Source organism: Chlamydia sp., assembly GCF_017472245.1.
Lineage (GTDB): Bacteria > Chlamydiota > Chlamydiia > Chlamydiales > Chlamydiaceae > Chlamydia.
In genome coordinates this window covers 30,193-48,736 of record NZ_JAFUQR010000005.1, presented here as the reverse complement: position 1 = coordinate 48,736, position 18,544 = coordinate 30,193, and the positions used below count along the sequence as shown (strand labels likewise).

Here is an 18,544-nt window from a genome sequence, read left to right as displayed (position 1 = left end):
CCTTCGTACTGTTTTTTTTAAACCTAACATAAGCAGGTTTGTTAGTAAATGATTAGGGCCGCGACAAGGTAACTTACCGTTGGGCAAGGCCTCACCGAGGTTTGTGCGACATCTTCTCCCGCAGTTTTCTGACAAACCCTAGTTGTTCGCCATCGAGAAAAAAAGAAGCGCAAGCTAGTTCCCCTCGTTCTGCCTATTATGTTGAGTGTACGTTCTCTAAAAAACCCTTTAGTTTTCGTAAGCTTAATCTAGCCGTAGATGCAACGAGGGGACAATTGTCACAGGATATTTTTTTTGGTTATTTTGCGCAATACTCTATAGCGAATACTTGTGTTCACGAAAAAATCAATCCTAGTGTACATTCTTCTCTGAAGATAGGAAGGTTCTGAAGGAACTTTCTTCCTAGGTGGAGTATTTTCTTGGGTTATATAGATAAGGGTGGTTTTTATGTTGTTCGGATATTTGGTGGGATTTCTGGCTGCCGATCCTGAAGAAAGAATGACTTCTGGAGGGAAGCGGGTTGTTGTTTTGCGTTTAGGTGTGAAATCTCGTGTAGGATCTAAAGACGAAACAATATGGTGTAGATGCAATATCTGGAACAATCGCTATGACAAGATGCTCCCTTATTTGAAAAAGGGATCCTCAGTTATTGTTGCAGGCGAGCTTTCTTTAGAGAGTTATGTAGGTAGAGATGGTTCTCCTCAGGCTTCTATCTCTGTAAGCGTAGATACGTTGAAATTTAATTCTGGTTATTCACGCTCTGATGGAAGAGGTTCGGATGAAGGACGTCAGCGATCCAATGATAATATTTCCATTGGATTTGACGGAGAGTCTTTGGATACAGAAATGGCTTTTGATAAGGAAGTGTATGCTGGATTTGGGGAAGACCAGCAATATGCTAGCGAAGATGTTCCTTTCTAGCCTAAGTTTTGATCACAATTTTAGGGCCCTCTTTGAGAAGAAAGAGAAAATATTTCTTATCGATTTGGGCCTGTTCTGCGCCAAGTTTTTATAAATTAATTTGAGAGTTTACTGTTGTAGCAAAAAGCAACAAATCGATGCTTAGTAAGCTGCAGAGCATGTTTGCTAAAAAGGTGGCTCTTTCTTATAGTCCTTTTTTCATCTCAGAATTCAGAGTAAGGTAGAGGTGGAGGCTGTCGTTTTGCTTTTCTGGCCCTGTCTTCTACAGCGAATGTCGGGTCAGGCCTCCTGATTGAGACGGGAATCGCAAAACGTATTCTATGGATGCTTATAATTTTTGACTCAATCGATTCAACAAAGAGGTTACTGTGGTGTTACTCTATTCTCAAGCAAGTTGGGATAAACGATCTAAGGCTGATGCCCTTGTTCTTCCTTTCTGGACAAAGAACAATAAGGCTCAAGAGGCTGCAGTTGTTGATGAGGACTACAAGCTTGTATATCAAAGCGCATTACAAAATTTTTCAGGGAAAGAAGGAGAAACCTCTTTTCTTTTTGGAAATTCTCAAACAAAAGAACAGAGAATCATTTTACTTGGTTTAGGGAAGATCGAGGAAGTTTCTGGAAGCTCCATTTTGGATGCTTATGCTCAAGTTACCATAATGTTAAGAAAGGCTAAATGTAAAACAGTAAATGTTTTACTTCCTACAGTTTCGCAATTACGTTCTTCTGTGGAAGAATTTTTAGTCAATCTTTCTGCAGGGATCCTTTCTCTGAATTACAATTATCCAACCTATCATAAAGTAGACGCTTCTTTGCCTTTTTTAGAAAAAGTCACAGTGATTGGTATTGTGCCTAAAATTGGCGACAAGATCTTTAGAAAAGAAGAGAGTCTGTTCGAGGGTGTTTATTTAACCAGAGATCTCGTGAATACCAATGCTGATGAGGTAACCCCAGAGAAGCTTGCTGCGGTTGCTAGAGGCTTGGCTAAAGAGTTTTCCAGTCTCGATGTCACGGTCCTTGACAGGAAGGCCATATTGAAGGAGAAAATGGGGTTGTTAGCGGCTGTTTCTAAAGGCGCTGCTGTTGAACCTCGTTTTATCGTTTTAAATTACCAAGGCAAGCTTAAATCTAAAGATAGAACGGTACTCATTGGTAAAGGAGTAACATTTGATTCTGGAGGATTGGATTTGAAGCCTGGTAAGGCGATGGTCACTATGAAGGAGGATATGGCAGGAGCTGCTACAGTTCTGGGGATCTTTTCCGCATTGGCGGCTTTAGAACTCCCTATCAATGTAACCGGGATTATCCCTGCTACAGAGAATGCAATTGGATCAGCTGCCTACAAAATGGGGGATGTGTATGTTGGAATGTCCGGACTCTCGGTAGAAATAGGAAGTACGGATGCTGAAGGGCGACTCATCTTGGCTGATGCAATTACCTACGCTTTGAAGTATTGTGATCCCACGAGAATCATCGATTTTGCAACTTTGACAGGAGCTATGGTTGTCTCTTTAGGAGAATCCGTCGCAGGATTTTTTGCGAACAATGACGTTTTGGCTAGAGATCTTGCAGAAGCAGCAGCTGAGACTGGAGAAGCTCTTTGGAGAATGCCCTTAGTAGAGAAGTATGACCGAGCTCTCCATTCAGATATTGCTGATATGAAAAATATAGGGAGTAATCGTGCTGGGTCGATTACCGCGGCATTATTTTTACAACGTTTTCTAGAGGAAAAATCCGTAGCGTGGGCGCATTTGGATATAGCAGGTACTGCTTATCACGAAAAAGAAGAACTTCCATATCCTAAGTATGCAACAGGGTTTGGTGTACGTTGTTTAGTTCATTATATGGAGAAATTCTTATCTAAATAATTGCCTTCTAGTTTTTATTAAACAAGATTTTCCGGTTAGTTTTTTATAAAAATTAAAAACTAACCGTTTTTTATTAAAGTTTTTCATTCTTCCTGCCGATAGATCAAGTAAGTAGTAGTTACCTGTCTAATTAGGGGAATGAACATGTTGGGAGTACAAAAGAAACGCAGCACAAGAAAGACTGCTGCAAGAAAAACTGTAGTACGTAAGCCTACAGCTAAGAAGACAACAACAGCTAAAAAGGCTCCAGTAAGAAAAGTTGCAGCTAAGAAGACTGTAGCTCGCAAAACTGTAGTACGTAAGCTTACAGCTAAGAAGACAACAACAGCTAAAAAGGCTCCAGTAAGAAAAGTTGCAGCTAAGAAGACTGTAGCTCGCAAAACTGTAGCTACTCGTAAGCTTACAGCTAAGAAGATAACAATAGCTAAAAAGGCTCCAGTAAGAAAAGTTACAGCTAAGAAGACTGTAGCTCGCAAAACTGTAGCTACTCGTAAGCCTACAGCTAAGAAGACAACAATAGCTAAAAAGGCTCCAGTAAGAAAAGTTGCAGCTAAGAAGACTGTAGCTACTCGTAAGCCTTCAGTTTCAAGAACAACATCAACTAAGAAAACAGCCGTCGCGGCAAAAGCTGGAGTTTGTATGAAAAAACATAAACATACTGCAGCCTGTGGACGTACAGCTGCTTCTGGTGTAAAAGTTTGTGCTTCTACAACTAAAAGAAAAGCTCATCACAACCGCACTCGTACAGCGCATAGTTGGCGTCAACAGTTAATGAAGCTTGTTGCTAGATAAAATTAGAGATAGCTAGTTTTCTCGAGTGACCGGGAATAAGGGACCACCTTTTCCCGGTTTTTCTATTTATTCACTTAGTTGAAATTTCATCTAGAGATAGAATCTTGGAACAAGAATGGAGATTGGAATTTCGGCAAAAGGTTATGGAGAACAGTCAAAATAACGTTTATATTGAGTCGATTAAAGATTTTGTTCATCGCATTGAAAGTAAGCGTTTTAAGATAATTGTGATCGGTTCGTCATCAATAGAGGATAAAGATATATTCTTAGAACTTTATGTTGCTGGTGGGAGGCGCCTTGTTGATGGACAGCGCCTAATACAACAGGAACTTTTGTCTTGGACAGATAATTTCGGGTTGTTTGTCTCTGAGGAGACTATAGGTGTCTACCAAGCGGAGAAGATGAGTGCTTCTTTACAGGAATTTATAATCCGGTATTCCAAGAACCCGAATCCCACTCTTTCTCTCTTCCTTTTCATTAATAAAGCCGAGTTTTTTTCTTCTTTTTCAGAGAAGTTATCTAACGCTCTTTGTTTATCTCTTTTTGGAGAGTATTTTGCAGAAAGAGACTCTCGTATGGCACAGTTACTCATGAAGCGCTCTAAAGAAATGCAAATCGCTTGCTCCTTAGGAGTTGCTAAGCTTTTTGTTAGTAAGTTTCCTCAGACGGGGGTACTTGAAATACTTAGTGAATTTCAAAAGCTTGTTTGTCAAATTGGAGACAAAACATGTGTAGAAACTTCTGATATCCAAGCATTTGTAGAGAAAAAAGAATCTGTTTCTCTCTGGAAGCTTCGAGATCTTCTCCTTCGTAAAGATCGTGTGACAGCACAAACTTTAATACAATCTTTAGTGTCGGATTCAGGAGAAGATCCGTTAGCGATTCTAAATTTTTTACGAAGTCAGTATTTGTTGGGGCTTCGTGCAATCACAGAACGATCAAAGGACCGAAAGGCGCAGATCTTTATTGTCGCAGGGGAGCAGGCACTTTTGAATGGGCTCAATGTGTTTTTCCATACGGAAAGTTTGATTAAGAATCATCTACAAGATCCGCTTCTTTCTTTAGAAACTATGGTTGAGCGACTATAGACTACTGTTAAGTTGATGGTTTCTCTGTGTATTTTTTCATTAGCATTCTCTAAAATGGATGGCGTGCCAATGTTTAAAATGAATTTTTCCTATGACGCTGTATCTTCTTCCCAATACCTTAGGTAGCAAAAGAATAGAGGATCTTCCTGCTTCTGTTGGGGAGATTGTCCGGAGCAAAATTCAAGGATTGATAGTAGAAAGTGATCGAGGAGGGAGACTATTCCTAAGTCTATGTAAGGTAGCGGAGCCACATAAATTCCCTCTCGCTGTGATGAGCAAGAACGATGTTTCCGTTAAGGCCTGTGATTTTTATTTAGAGCCCATTGTTAAAAAACAGGAAGCTTGGGGGCTTATTTCCGATGCAGGCTTGCCGTGTATTGCGGATCCAGGGGCCAGGTTAGTTCGACGGGCTCGATCATTAAAAATACCGGTCTGTGCTGTATCTGGTCCATGTTCGATTACACAAGCATTGATGCTTTCAGGGCTTCCGGGACAAAATTTTTCTTTTCATGGTTATCTTCCCCAGAATCCTAAGGAGAGAGCTCGTTATTTACGTAGTTGTTTAGGGAAGGCGCATACTCACATCTGTATAGAAACTCCTTATCGTAATCCATACACATTTGAAGCATTATTGGATCATCTGCCTGCTCATGGGGAGCTTTGTGTTGCCATTGATCTGATGGGAGAGCAGGAATACGTCTCGATACGGAGTATAGCTAGCTGGAATCAGGCAACAGATCTAGAGGCAGTCCGCGAACGATTGAAGAGGGTGCCGGCTATTTTTTTATTTATAGCTTCTTTTTAATTGAATTTAGGTAATCCTTTGTTTTGTTTGTTAATTTAATTTTTTCTAATTAAAAGAAAATTGAAATTAATTAAATAAAAGATGAGGCATGGATAAAAAAACTCTAAATCATAAAAAAGAGGTCATTGCTGCTGTTCCGCCTACGCAGCCTGGGACTCCTGTTACTGAAATGTTGTTATTGGAATACGCTACTTCTCAACAAAATGGAGGCAATCCTTCTGTTGGTGACATGGTTGCTAATGTTTACGTCAATTTAGATGCCAAGAATCAACAGGTTCGTCAGGTTGGAGAAGGGACTGAAGACCAGGATGTTATTGTTCGCTCGCAATTAAATGGATATCTACAGAAAGGATCTCAATCGATAGCAGGACTATTTCTATCTACTTCTGGAGGAATGATGGTCGGGAACATCGATATGGGCACAAACCAAGGAGATGCTAATACTATAGTTGGATTACCTTATTCTTGGGGAGGATCAGGCTATCTCGGGAACGATTATATAGCCTCTGTTGGGATCGTGAAAGATATCTTGGGGGATTATGGAGATCGCCTCAATGATTTAATCGAGAAGATTACCAAGTATGCCGGGTCAGGAGAAGGCAGCATGGATCAGCTACTCAAAGATCTTGGTAGTCCTAAAGAGAATACTGGGCTGACTCCTGCTGTAACATTTGAAAAGCCTAAAGATGCTAAGTGGTTGTTGTTAAGCGCTAAGAACGCGATGACAGGGCCACTACGTCTTGAACAAAAACAGGGGGCCTTACCTACTGAACCTGAACCTACGATAAAAAATCTGAAAACAGGAGATGTAGTAAGTGTTGGGACAGCTACGTCTAAAGATGATTTACAGAAAATTGTTACGGTTTCTGATCTAAACACCATATTGAATAGCTTGAAGGGAAATAATTCTTCCTCAGGAAGCTCGCAAGGATCAGGTACAACAACACAATTCCCGGATTGGACAGGACAAGAGGTCCCTTGTTTAGTATCTCAGAATCCTGCTACTCCCCCAGGAGGAAGTACACAAAATCTCGTTGAATCTAGTAATGCTGATAATTACATCAATGAGGATAACGGTACGTATACTCTTTTACGAAGAGGGGTCTATCTTGTAACATTTGCGTATGAGGTTACTCCTTCACAAAATGGCGTTGTCACTTGTACAGGAATTCTTAAAGAAAAGACAACCACTACAACAACAAGAAGTTCAGGCTCGCAACCAGCAGCAAGTCCTGTGGCTCCGGCAGGATCACCGCCTAAGGATCCCGATGCTTCAGAGACGGTATTTACTATAGTAGGCTCTTCAGGCCAAACTTTATTAGGAAGCTCATATATCTTAGTTCCAGGAGATAAGGCTTCTTCAGAACATACACTAGAATTGAAATTAACGACTGGCGATGCAGGATCAACAACAGACGCGACAGCTTCTAAGAGTTATGTAGCAATTTCTTATATGGGTGCTGGATACTAAATCTTAGTTAAGGGAGGAACTCTCCCTTAACATTTTTATTGTCCATTTATACGCTTTTTAAGGTGTTGGTGAGGATGTAGTTGTTTCTTTTGTAGTTTCTCCTGGGGTCAACACTAAAGACCAGGCGAAAGATTTCAGAGTAATACCGATAGGTATTGTTGTTGTATTTGCAGATGTTGGTTGAGTTGATGAATCAGTGGCTGCTATCATGTGTTGTATGTTTATGCCACTAGCTGATGTACCAGACGTAGTAGTAGTTGTTGTTGTTGTTGTTACAGATCCTGTATTGCCTCCTGTGTTGTTATTAGGGTTATTGTACTTCAGTTTTAATATGGATCTTTCTGCCTGTATAGGAATTTGTAGCGTGCAAGATTGTCCTGAAGCGAGAGAGAATGTTCTAGTCACTGAATCTACTTTAGTAGGTGTAGGCTGTGTAGCAGTAGATGATACTATATAGTGTTTTTGAGGGAGACTAGATTTTGGATTCGTCGCAGATGGTGTACCAGGCGTAGCAGTAGTTGTTGTTGTGACAGAACTTGGAGAGCTAACCGTAAGTTCTAAGGAGATGGAGTCTGTAGATGATGGTTGAGAGTTGCTTGGATGTTCCCAAGTGCCTTGCATAAAAAAGGTTAGAATGCCTGTTTTTTGAATGATCATTTCTGATCGAGAACTTTCTGAGAAAGAAAAAAACTCATCCCACAAAGGAGATTTTTCTGAGAAGGTTGAGTTTGGTAAAATGGGGTCGCTGGTTGTAGCTGGTGATGTTGTCTCTGAGCTCGTGCTTGTAGTTGATGAGGGAGTTTCAGTGTTTCCTGAAGGAGCTGCTCCGTACTTATAAATGGATGTAATGATGGGTGTTGTGGGAGGACTCGGAGGAGTTGGGGATGGAGCAGGATCTGGAACTGTAGGATTGGGATTTTGTAGCCAATCGAAGTATTCTGAAACAGTAATGTTTGAGAGTTCCTTATCGTTGTTTTTTAAAAAAGCCATTTGTGGAGAGGTAATTTTGGCTTGCACAAACTCTACATTGATGGCGCTTTTTGTGTCTTTGTTTGTTGGTGTTCCTAAATCGGATATGGTTTTGTCGCTCATGTCGATATTACCATAGACCGTGCCCCCACTCGTTTTTAAGAATTCGGCGTTTGTCTGGGCTTCAGCACCTTCAGTGATGCCTAATAGCTCTTCTAATGTTCCCACTTGTGAGTTGATATCAGATAATTTGGAGACTACTTGTGTAATTTTATCATTCGTTTTAATGACGGTTGCTTGCTGGTTCACATAGTCAATAGTAACGGCAGAATCATCAACAGGGTCTTTTTGACCATTTGTGTACATCACAAGATCAGTGATAGTATTTCCTTGCATATTGATGTCCCCAGTCATTGTTCCTCCTGTCGTAGGAAGAAACCCTGGGTTAGGATCGTTTTCTTTAGTGTAGTTATCTTTCAGGTATTTTAGTGTAACGGCATCTGTGGTATCTGTGGGATCTTGTAATTGTGTAATTTTTTTTCCATTTGCTATGATTCCTGGAGTTGTTTCGATTCCCGTTTCAGTAGTATTCAATAAAACTTTTTTAATCACTTGATTACGATTCCAGATAGAGGAAGAAACGATATCTTTTTTATTGCCCATATGTTTTTTGCTATTTTGTTTAATCTTTGATTTTTTCTATGTGTTTTCAAATAAAGGCTAAGATTTTACTTAGCCTGTTCAATACATCATCTCTCCTTAAGGAGCAGGTGGAGGAGGTGTCGGTGTTGTTGTTGTAGAAGGCACATCTGTTGGGTAGAGCGATGCTTCCCAAGACCAAGACGATAATTGCATTTGAGATGACCCACCACTTCCTCCAGAAGTTGTTGCCATTTTTATGTTGGATACATCTGTAATGGGAATTTGCAAGAATATAGAGTTCCCAGAGATGAGTGTTAAAGGGATAGAGAGAGATGCTGTTGTTGTACTTCCTGTAGAACCGGAGCCACTAGAGCTATCTGGAGTGACTGTTAGATTTACGGAAAGGGTATTTGAGTTCGTTCCACTATTACCTGACCAGGTTCCTCTCGCAGATAGAACAAGTAACCCAGGTGTTTTTATTTTTAGGTTGTCTGCAGTAGTTTCAAAGCACTTACTGGCAAGAGAGGTTTTGAAATTAGGTTCATTGTTACTGGATCCATTTGTACTGAGCCAAGGAATGTGTCCATTTATTGAAATAGGTGTAGAACTAAAAGGAACGGAATTTGAAACAAAAGCGCGCTTAGGCTGCTTAAGTTTAGATTCTAGGTATGTGACGTTAGCTGCGTAATCGTTCTCAGTATTTTCTGGCGTCTTGATATTGGAAATCTGAGAATTTGTCATTTTCAGATCGTTTTTGAGTGTATTGTTGGATTGCGTCAGTACGAATGGGGAGTCGTTGATAATAGACGGAAGCTTGTCATAGGATGTGTTGTCGTTTGAAGTGTCTGTAGTGGTTGAGCTTGTTGCTCCTTGAATTACTCCATCAATATCGATTGGTTGCGGAGCATCAGGGTTCTTGGTTATTTTAATGCCAAGAGCTTTGTAGGCTAATTCAATTTTTGTTTCTACTTCATCGACAAAGGCTAAGGTTGTATCTAATTTTTGGTTCTCAGTGATTTTTTTGACTATATCTTGGACATATTCTACTGTCGCTGCCTCTGAGTAGAACGTTTGCCAAGCTGCATTATAGTCATCGATTTTCTTCTGATACTCGGCGAGTTCCGTGTCGTATTCTTTTAGCGCCAGTTCCTGTTCTTCAGCTGTTTTATCTGCGAAATCCTTTTCTTCTCGAGGATCTTTAGGTTTCGTAGATTCTTCGGGGAGCTGTAAAATTGGTTCAGTAGGTTGTTTCAAGTTGAAGATGGAATTCGCTGCCATGTTAATGTTTCCAAACATGTTCCCTCCTTGAATAGGAAGATACCCTGGATTAGGATCATTTTTGGACAGGTAGTACATTTGCAGATACTGAAGTGGAACGACGTCTGTATCTCGAGTTGGGTTAGCGACTCCCGTTAACTTAGCCTTGTTGTTAAAATTTAGCGTAGTGAACGAAGAGATTTGCTGTGAGCTTACACTTAGCAATGCATCAGCAGGAGTATTCCTTTGGGAAATTGTAGATGTGTTATTTTTAGTAGTTAGTTCTTTTTTATTCATTTTTCAATTAAAAATTGATCGATTAGTTTTAATGGTTTTAATATCGATTAATTTTTTATTTTAAAATGAAAAAGAAGAGGCCATGATTTCTTCTGCAATAGAATCATGAAAAAGGCGTCCTTCTCTATTTAATGAAAATGCCTGGTGATCTGTTGTAAATAGAGAGTGTATGGACGGATTGTTGATAATCTCATTAACAAGTTCTTGGGGGAAAATGCCAAAAGGAATGGGTTTACAGAGACGAAGACGCAGAGCTAGAGCCTCTTTAATGTGCTCGCTAGGAGGAAGCTCTTCCATAGATTCCACGGTTGGTAGATTTTGATGCGCGGCTCTTAGATAATGGGAAATTCTGGAAAAATTTTTGGACCGAATACCGTTGAGATATTGTGAAGCTGAAACACCTAATCCTAAAAAAGGCTGATCTGTCCAATAGTATAAATTATGTTGAGAAGCGGCTCGATTTTTTGCGTAAGAAGCAAGCTCGTAACGGGAAAATCCCTCACTTTCTAAAAGCTCTTCTGCTGTTAGAGCCATTTTTGCTAAAGAGTCATCATTAGCTATGGAAGGAAGGATTTGTTTACGGTGTTTATAAAATGAGGTGTGAGGATCTACGGTAAGGTTATAGATCGAAATATGTTGGATGGGAAGAGCAATAGCTTGGTGAAGGTCTGTAATGAAATCGCTGAAAGATTGTGTAGGAAGACCGTAGATGAGGTCTGTGGACACATTTGAGAATCCATACTGAGAACAAAGCGAAACAGCTTCTGTGGCTTTGGAGGAATTATGAGTGCGCCCAAGAAGCTTGAGCAAAGGGTCATTGAATGTTTGTATGCCAATACTAATGCGGTTGACCGCAGTAAAGGTTAGATCACGTAAGTAGTCTTGAGAAAGGTTTTCGGGATTAGCTTCGAGAGTGATCTCTCTTGCGAGATGGGCCTCTAATGCCATAAGGATATCTTGAATATGAGAGGGAGGGACGAGGGAGGGTGTTCCTCCTCCAAAAAACACAGTATCGACATAATGAGAGGAACGTAGAGAGGCAAGTTTTTTTTGCCCCTCCTTAATTACCGCTTCACAATAAGAGGTGATGAGCTGCTCCTTGTAGGGAATTGTATAAAAACTACAGTAGTGACACTTCTTCGAACAGAAAGGAATGTGTATGTACAGAGCTAACGGAATCTTACCATTCATTGGCATCAGGGTCTATAATACCCCCTCGACGCCAGCGATTGCGATCGCTGAAGGGGTCTTCATCATCATCGTTAGAGTAATCCAGCTCGTGTCCACTATCCTCTCTTCCCTCCTCTCCTAGGTCAATCTCGATAGTCTCGCTGGTATCAAGATCAACTTCAGTATCAGAGGATTCCACGAATTCTACATCCGAAACGCTTGGACCATCCGGATAAATAGTTTTAGCTGGACTTCTTCTTGGGGTTACATACTCTTTGATTTCACCACTTTCTTTAAGGAGTTGTAAGCGCTCTTTTTCTTCTAAGATCTTGCTCTCTAAAAGACGGATTTCTTCTTGATGCCGCTCGATTTCCTTTTTAGGAACCAGGCCTAGTTGCATCCACTGAGTAAGATCATGCAGTTCTGATTCTAATTTTTTTAAACGCTCACTTTTCATTCGTAAATAGTCCTGTTCTATGATTGAAATAGGAACCCCCCTGAGAGCCAATTTACTTGCTTCCTACTAAGGGTGACTGCATCTTTTGCCTAGAAAGGCCAAAAGTGAGCGGGCATGAACAAATAGATCGGGAGAGATTTTGGAAAACAAAATACTCGTTCCGAAGTATTTATGCAATAGCTAAGCTCCACCAGCTCTTATAAGAAGTCAGGAGGCCAGGGTATTCGATACTCAAAAAAAAGCAAAGATTGCTTTTTTTGAAAAATAAAAATTTTGCTATGGAAAAACTTCTAAAAGTATCTCCCTCAATAAATAGATTCTTTTTATGGATTCAGACTTCGCTAAGCATGTACATTCGTCAGATATTGATTGGATAGAAGCTCTATTTAAACGATTTGAAAGACACGAGCCATTAGATTCTTCATGGAAATATTTTTTTGAAGGTTATCAAGTTGGCAAGTCCGATGTCCTTTCTCCTTCCACTTCTAGTGATAAGGCTTTGGAAGCTTTACAGGAAAAAAAGGCTCAAAGTCTCCTCATGATATATCGTCATTATGGCTATTTGCAGAGTCAGATTTCTCCGTTATCTTCTGTATCAGAATCTCCTTTAGTCTCAGAGAAAGTTCGGGGGTTTGATTTACAGGAAATGGTTCCGTCTTTAGGACTGCTTCCTCAATCGCATGTTCGTATCGCGGATTTCATTCAGGTATTAAAAGATAAGTATTGTCGTAGTATTGCTGTAGAAACGTTAAACTGTTCTCCTGAGATTCAAGAATATATTTGGAAACTGATGGAGGGAGATAAAGTTGCCCTAACTAAAGAAGTGCTTCTTGCTCGGTATCGGGAAATAAAACAAGCTGGAGCTTTTGAAGAATTTTTACAGATTAAATTTACTGGACAGAAGCGTTTTTCTTTAGAAGGTGGGGAGAGTTTGATCCCTATGCTGGAACAGCTCATTGCGTGTGGTGCACAGCAAGGAACCAATCGTTTTGTAATGGGGATGCCTCATCGCGGTCGCTTGAATGTTTTAGCAAACGTTTTTCATAAACCTTACCGACAGATTTTCATGGAATTTGAGGATGCCCCTCAAATGAGAGGAATTCAAGATGTTGGAGATGTAAAGTATCACAAAGGTTATGTAGCCAATCGACCTGAACAGAATGTCATGATGGCCTTATTACCGAATCCAAGCCATTTGGAAGCTGTGGATCCTGTTGTAGAAGGCACTGTAGCTGCTATTCAACATCAGGGAGAAGCTGGAAAAGAGCAGTCTTGTTTAGCAGTTTTGATGCATGGAGATGCCGCTTTATCCGGACAGGGAGTAGTATACGAGACTTTTCAGTTGAGTAGAATTCCAGGGTATTCCACGGAAGGGACTTTACACATTGTTGTGAACAATCAGATAGGATTCACAGCTCATCCTAGAGAATCTCGGTCTACACCCTATTGCACAGATATTGCCAAGATGATGGGCATCCCCGTATTTAGAGTGAATAGCGAAGATGTTTTAGCTTGTCTTGAGGTTGTCGAGCACGCGTTGAGTGTTCGGGAGCGATTCCATTGTGATGTGATTATTGATTTATGCTGCTATCGAAAATATGGCCACAATGAGAGTGACGATCCTTCCGTTACAGCTCCGTTTCTTTATGAAGAAATCAAAAAGAAAAGGCCTATTTCTGTACTACTGAAAGAGAGAATATTGAATCATCCCGAGTGGAAAATCTCTTCCCAGGAGTTAGATCATATTGATACAGAGATTGCGGATACTTTAAACCGTGAATTTGCCTCTTTGAAAGATCCTGGTGTCGAACAGTGGACGAAACAAGAATGTATGCACTGTTCCCGTATGGAGGCAGGAGAGCTTCTTATTGATAATGTTGATGTTTCTTTAGATAAGGACTCGTTGTTTGACTTGAGTGTGAAACTTTGTGATGTCCCTGAGCATTTTACTCTACACGCTAAAGTTAAAGCTTTATTAAATAAACGTATGAGTATGGCTAATGGAGATCAGGATTATGATTGGGGAATGGCAGAGGAGGTAGCTTTTGCTTCTTTATTGCAAGAAGGCTTTTCTTTGCGGTTATCTGGACAAGATTCGATTCGAGGAACTTTCAGCCAGAGACAGCTTGTTTGGACAGACATTCAAACAGAGGATACCTTCTCTCCTTTGTATCATGTGTCCTCAAGTCAGGGGAGTGTAGAATTATACAACTCTCCTCTTTCAGAGTATGCTGTGTTGGGTTTTGAGTATGGTTATGCACAACAAGCAGAAAGGACTTTAGTGATTTGGGAAGCTCAGTTTGGAGATTTTTCTAACGGAGCACAGATTATTTTTGACCAATACATCTCTTCTGGGATTCAGAAGTGGGATCTACATTCAGATTTGGTAGTTTTACTTCCTCATGGTTATGAAGGACAGGGGCCAGAGCATTCCTCTGCTCGCATAGAACGATATCTACAGCTAGCTGCTAATTGGAACTTTCAAGTTGTACTCCCTTCGACTCCCGTACAATATTTCCGTATTCTCAGAGAACATACAAAAAGAGATCTCTCCCTTCCATTGATTGTTTTTACTCCTAAAATGTTGTTAAGACATCCTAAGTGTGTCAGTTCTATAGAAGATTTTGGGGTAAAAGGAGGATTCAAACCTTTCTTGGAGGATGCGAATCCTAATTATCGAGCGAAAATTCTTGTACTATGTAGTGGTAAAATTTATTACGACTATTGCGGGGCTCTACCAAAAGATTGTGCATCCCTTTTTGCCTGCATACGTGTAGAAAGTCTATATCCGCTATATTTGGAAGATTTATTGATTTTGATAGGTAAGTATTCTCAAGTTGAAAAATATATATGGTTGCAAGAAGAACCTCAGAATATGGGAGCTTTTAGTTATTTTTCTTTAGCAACCGATGAGATCTTTCCGAGTAAGTTACAATGTGTAAGTCGTCCTAGAAGTAGTTCAACAGCAACAGGATCTGCAAGTTTGAGCCAACAAGAATTGTCCACATTAATGGAAACTTTGTTTTCTATAGGTAGGGAGTAGAGCATGGGTATAGAGGTTCGTATTCCAAATATTGCAGAGTCTATTAGTGAAGTGACAGTTTCTTCGCTATTAGTGTCCTCTGGAGATTGTGTTCAAGAGAATCAGGGGATACTCGAGATAGAGAGTGATAAGGTTAATCAGTTGATCTATGCTCCTTGTTCAGGAAGGGTAGAATGGAGTGTTTCTGTTGGTGATACGGTAGCAGTTGGTAGTGTTGTCGGCACAATCTTTGAATCTGAAAGCCAAGATACTTTGCAAATTCGTGAGCAGATGCCGTTTAGTCTTGTAGAGCAGGAAAGCGATGCGCAGATTATTTCTTTCCCCTCATCCTTAAGACAGGATCCTCCTGCAGAAGGAAAACGTTTTGTTCCTTTAAAAGAGATACAACGATCTGACTCTAATAGTAGAGAATCTCGAGAGTCTATGAGTGCTATTCGCAAGACCATTTCTCGTAGATTGGTTCAGGCTTTGCATGATTCAGCAATGCTAACTACGTTTAACGAAGTATATATGGGGCCCATGATTGCTTTGCGTAAGGAAAAGCAAGATGCTTTTGTGTCGAAATATGGCGTTAAACTTGGTTATATGTCTTTCTTCATTAAAGCCGTTGTTGATTCTTTGAAGAAGTATCCTCGTGTGAATGCATACATTGATGGAAATGAAATTGTTTATCGTCATTACTATGACATTTCTATTGCTGTAGGGACAGATCGAGGATTAGTTGTTCCTGTGATTCGTAATTGTGATCAGTTATCCAATGGGGATATTGAATTACAGCTTGCAGATTTGGCTTCTCGTGCTCGAAAAGGCAATCTGGCCATTCATGAGCTAGAGGGAGGAAGCTTCACGATTACTAATGGTGGGGTTTATGGCTCGCTTTTATCGACGCCAATTATCAATCCTCCACAAGTTGGTATTCTCGGTATGCACAAGATAGAGAAGCGCCCTGTAGTAAGAGAAGATACCATTATTATAGCTGATATGATGTATGTTGCTATGAGTTACGATCATCGGATTATTGATGGGAAAGAAGCTGTGGGATTTCTCGTTAATATTAAAGAGTTGTTAGAACAACCAGAGCTTTTATTGATTATGTGAAATTGAGGAGTCTCCTAGAACCTAATTATCTAGGTAGAAGTAGAACCGCAGTTACATTATTTCTTCGGGGGCGGGTTACCAAAGGATGATTTTGATGATGGGATCGCCAACCTCTGAAGGAGAAGAATACATCGGATTCCGAACACGTACAACGTTCTGAGATGAAGATGTGATTCTTTAACAATCCCTCTGCTAGAAGTTGATTTCTTGCTACAGCGCGGAAATCTAGGTGATTTTCTTGGGGCATTGTAAGGAAAAAACTAGAAGGAAATAGTTGTTTATAATCTGGGTAAATCGCCATATCGGGGCCCAATGAAGGGGCTATAGCCACGATAAGATCTCGAGGATCAGAGCCGAACCTTTTTTTAAGAAGACGAACGGTAACAGCATAGATATTACCTACAAGACCCCGCCATCCTGCATGTACGTCAGCAATCACATGATGTTCTGGATCATAAAAAATAGCTGCTTGGCAGTCTGCATGATAAATATGCAATGAAAGTAGTGGAATATCCGTTAATAGTCCATCAGCAGGACACCGTTTCGGTGTCTTATGAGTGACATAGCGCAAACTTGTGCTATGCACTTGATGCGCATTACAAAAATCATCTCCTCCTAAGTAAGAGGAAATGACCTTATCAGAAGCCTGACAAGCATGTTCTTCGTCATTTTGTTTTGGGAAAACCCCATGACGAATAGGAAAGTGCTCCAGTTCAGGAAAAGTATGTATACGCAAAACTTGCGATTGAGTAGTCATTCGTCACCCTATTCTGGTTCTTTCCATACACCATGTTCTTTTAGCAATTGGACTAATTCTTCTTCAGCATTTTCCATAGGAATGCAAGATTTTACACATTTATGTTTCACATACAGATCAATCATTCCTGGTTTAGACCCTACGTAGCCGAAATCTGCATCAGCCATTTCCCCAGGTCCATTGACAATGCAGCCCATTACAGCAATTTTTAACCCTTCAGGTAAGTGTTTGGTTCTTTCGCGAATACGTTGGGAAACTTGAGGAAGATCAAATAATGTTCTACCACATCCCGGACAAGAAATGTATTCTACGGTTACAGATCGAACATTCGCGCTTTGTAAAATCGAGAAACCAAGAACTCGGGAGAGTTTTAAGTCTGATAAATTAAGAAGCACGCAAGATCCTAATCCGTCTAAGAGTAAGGCTCCCAAACGAGTAGATAAATCAATAATAGCTTCATTTTCAGGAAGATTAGGATTCAAAGAGAAACTTAGACAAACTGGTTGTGTATGTTCTCGTCGTAAAAAGAAAAATTGACGTGCCTCATAGATGTCATCTACTTCAAAATACACAAATGATGATGAAAAAGTTTCTGTAGAAGTCCAAGATTCTTGGTTCATTGTGTTAAGAACAGGTGAATCTTCTTTATGCAAAACAAGCAAATGTTTTTTTATTTCAGAGACAATTGCTGAAGAGCTCATAGATCTGGGAATGACTACACCTTCGGGAGTTGTAGGGTCTTTTTCTCCAGTTGTTATGTTAACTCCTAAGCATTCGAGGAGAGTAGCTGGTTCTGTAGTTAGTAAGTGCTTTTCAGTTAAATTAACGAGAAGACCATAGACGTTCCCCCAAGGAAGATTTTTTTGAGTTTCCTGGGAAGCCAATTGCTCGGAGCAATTGATTTTGAAAGGATTAAATTTCTCTACGATATCAAAGTATTTTGTTGTTTGATTGAGTAAGTTTATACAAATAGGAATTTCAGTGGTGGGATGTCCTGTTAGAGAACAGCGAATGGTATCTCCTAATCCTTCGGAGAGTAAAGTTCCTATACCTACTGCAGACTTCACAATTCCATCGAGGCCTGTTCCTGCCTCCGTAACACCTAGATGTAGAGGATAAAACCATCCTCTCTTATCCAATTCATGAGCTAAAGCCCGATAAGCTGCCACCATGACCTTCGGGCTACTTGATTTCATCGAAAAGACCACATCATGGTAATCCATATTTACACAGATTTCGGCATATTCAAGTGCAGAATAGACCATTCCTTCAATACTATCACCATAACGTTGCGTAATGCGCTCGGATAGGGAGCCATGATTAACTCCTATTCGTATAGCTTTTCTTAAACGCTTACATTTCTCAACAAGAGGAGAGAATTTTTCTACCAGACGTTCTAGACTATGCGCATACTGCTCATCGGAGTAGATTTTTCTTGAGAACATGTTGCGCTTATCCACGTAATTTCCTGGGTTAATACGCACTTTGTCTACAAAATCTGCGACATGCATAGCAGCTGGGGGAAAAAAATGAATATCTGCAATAAGAGGGATCGAGACATTTTGTTGAATCAAACGATCTTTTATCTCCTCGCAGGCATTCGCTTCTTTTAGTCCTTGTACTGTCACCCGAGCTATTTCACACCCACTCTCTTGTAAAGCGCAAATTTGTCTAACAGTTCCTTCCACATCCGTAGTGGCCGTTGTTGTCATAGATTGGATTTTGATAGAGTGCTTGCTACCAACAAAAAGATCACCGATTTTCACTGAAAATGTGTTCCTTCGAAAAACTTTTTGTGTAGCAGGATGTTGTCTAGCGAGGTCTTTCATAAACAATTTTTTGATTTACATTATGCCGTAGAGCAAACTTGCTCATTTTTAGAAAAACTGGGGACGGAAGAAGTGTAAGT

General features: G+C 40.2%; 14 protein-coding genes. 8 read left to right on the top strand and 6 right to left on the bottom strand.

Going from position 1 to position 18,544, the window contains the following annotated elements; all coding sequences use genetic code 11:
- Positions 1-447 precede the first annotated feature (447 nt).
- The 6 genes from IJ490_RS01290 (at position 448) to IJ490_RS01265 (ending at position 6,945) form a co-directional block, all read left to right on the top strand.
- Positions 448-921 (top strand): single-stranded DNA-binding protein, encoded by a 474-nt coding sequence (locus IJ490_RS01290; RefSeq protein ID WP_291892114.1) that lies wholly within the window; start codon positions 448-450, stop codon positions 919-921.
- 368 nt (positions 922-1,289) lie between these two features.
- Positions 1,290-2,789: a leucyl aminopeptidase gene (locus tag IJ490_RS01285; protein ID WP_291892111.1), complete on the top strand. Its 1,500-nt coding sequence runs from the start codon at positions 1,290-1,292 to the stop codon at positions 2,787-2,789.
- Positions 2,790-2,933: 144 nt separating this feature from the next.
- Positions 2,934-3,581: a histone H1-like DNA-binding protein Hc2 gene (gene hctB, locus IJ490_RS01280; RefSeq protein ID WP_291893084.1), complete on the top strand. Its 648-nt coding sequence runs from the start codon at positions 2,934-2,936 to the stop codon at positions 3,579-3,581.
- 143 nt (positions 3,582-3,724) lie between these two features.
- Positions 3,725-4,669 carry a DNA polymerase III subunit delta gene (locus IJ490_RS01275; protein WP_291892108.1) on the top strand — a complete coding sequence of 315 codons (945 nt, stop codon included), beginning with the start codon at positions 3,725-3,727 and terminating at the stop codon, positions 4,667-4,669.
- 91 nt (positions 4,670-4,760) lie between these two features.
- Positions 4,761-5,474, top strand: coding sequence for an SAM-dependent methyltransferase (locus tag IJ490_RS01270; RefSeq protein WP_291892105.1), 714 nt, complete (start codon positions 4,761-4,763; stop codon positions 5,472-5,474).
- 88 nt (positions 5,475-5,562) lie between these two features.
- Positions 5,563-6,945, top strand: coding sequence for a hypothetical protein (locus IJ490_RS01265; RefSeq protein ID WP_291892102.1), 1,383 nt, complete (start codon positions 5,563-5,565; stop codon positions 6,943-6,945).
- A 57-nt stretch (positions 6,946-7,002) separates the two neighbouring features.
- On the opposite strand, the gene IJ490_RS01260 is transcribed toward IJ490_RS01265, so the two are convergent.
- The 4 genes from IJ490_RS01260 to IJ490_RS01245 form a co-directional block, all read right to left on the bottom strand.
- On the bottom strand, positions 7,003-8,577 hold the full coding sequence (locus tag IJ490_RS01260; protein ID WP_291892100.1) for a hypothetical protein: 1,575 nt from the start codon (positions 8,575-8,577) through the stop codon (positions 7,003-7,005).
- 96 nt (positions 8,578-8,673) lie between these two features.
- A complete protein-coding gene (locus IJ490_RS01255) occupies positions 8,674-10,110 on the bottom strand; it encodes a hypothetical protein (protein ID WP_291892097.1) in 1,437 nt (478 codons plus the stop codon).
- 60 nt (positions 10,111-10,170) lie between these two features.
- Positions 10,171-11,301 (bottom strand): radical SAM family heme chaperone HemW, encoded by a 1,131-nt coding sequence (hemW, locus tag IJ490_RS01250; protein ID WP_291893081.1) that lies wholly within the window; start codon positions 11,299-11,301, stop codon positions 10,171-10,173.
- Positions 11,291-11,737, bottom strand: coding sequence for a hypothetical protein (locus IJ490_RS01245; RefSeq protein ID WP_291892094.1), 447 nt, complete (start codon positions 11,735-11,737; stop codon positions 11,291-11,293). The genes hemW and IJ490_RS01245 overlap by 11 nt, the downstream gene beginning before the upstream one ends.
- A 325-nt stretch (positions 11,738-12,062) precedes the next feature.
- On the opposite strand from IJ490_RS01245, the gene IJ490_RS01240 reads away from it, so the two are divergent.
- Both IJ490_RS01240 and sucB read left to right on the top strand, forming a co-directional pair.
- Positions 12,063-14,780 carry a 2-oxoglutarate dehydrogenase E1 component gene (locus tag IJ490_RS01240; protein ID WP_291892091.1) on the top strand — a complete coding sequence of 906 codons (2,718 nt, stop codon included), beginning with the start codon at positions 12,063-12,065 and terminating at the stop codon, positions 14,778-14,780.
- A 3-nt stretch (positions 14,781-14,783) separates the two neighbouring features.
- Complete coding sequence (sucB, locus tag IJ490_RS01235) at positions 14,784-15,878, top strand: dihydrolipoyllysine-residue succinyltransferase (protein WP_291892088.1); 1,095 nt, start codon at positions 14,784-14,786, stop codon at positions 15,876-15,878.
- A gap of 25 nt (positions 15,879-15,903) precedes the next feature.
- On the opposite strand, the gene pgeF is transcribed toward sucB, so the two are convergent.
- Positions 15,904-16,635: a peptidoglycan editing factor PgeF gene (gene pgeF / locus IJ490_RS01230; protein WP_291892085.1), complete on the bottom strand. Its 732-nt coding sequence runs from the start codon at positions 16,633-16,635 to the stop codon at positions 15,904-15,906.
- Between the two features lie 8 nt (positions 16,636-16,643).
- Positions 16,644-18,464 (bottom strand): 4-hydroxy-3-methylbut-2-en-1-yl diphosphate synthase, encoded by a 1,821-nt coding sequence (locus IJ490_RS01225; RefSeq protein WP_291892082.1) that lies wholly within the window; start codon positions 18,462-18,464, stop codon positions 16,644-16,646.
- Between the last annotated feature and the right edge of the window lie 80 nt (positions 18,465-18,544).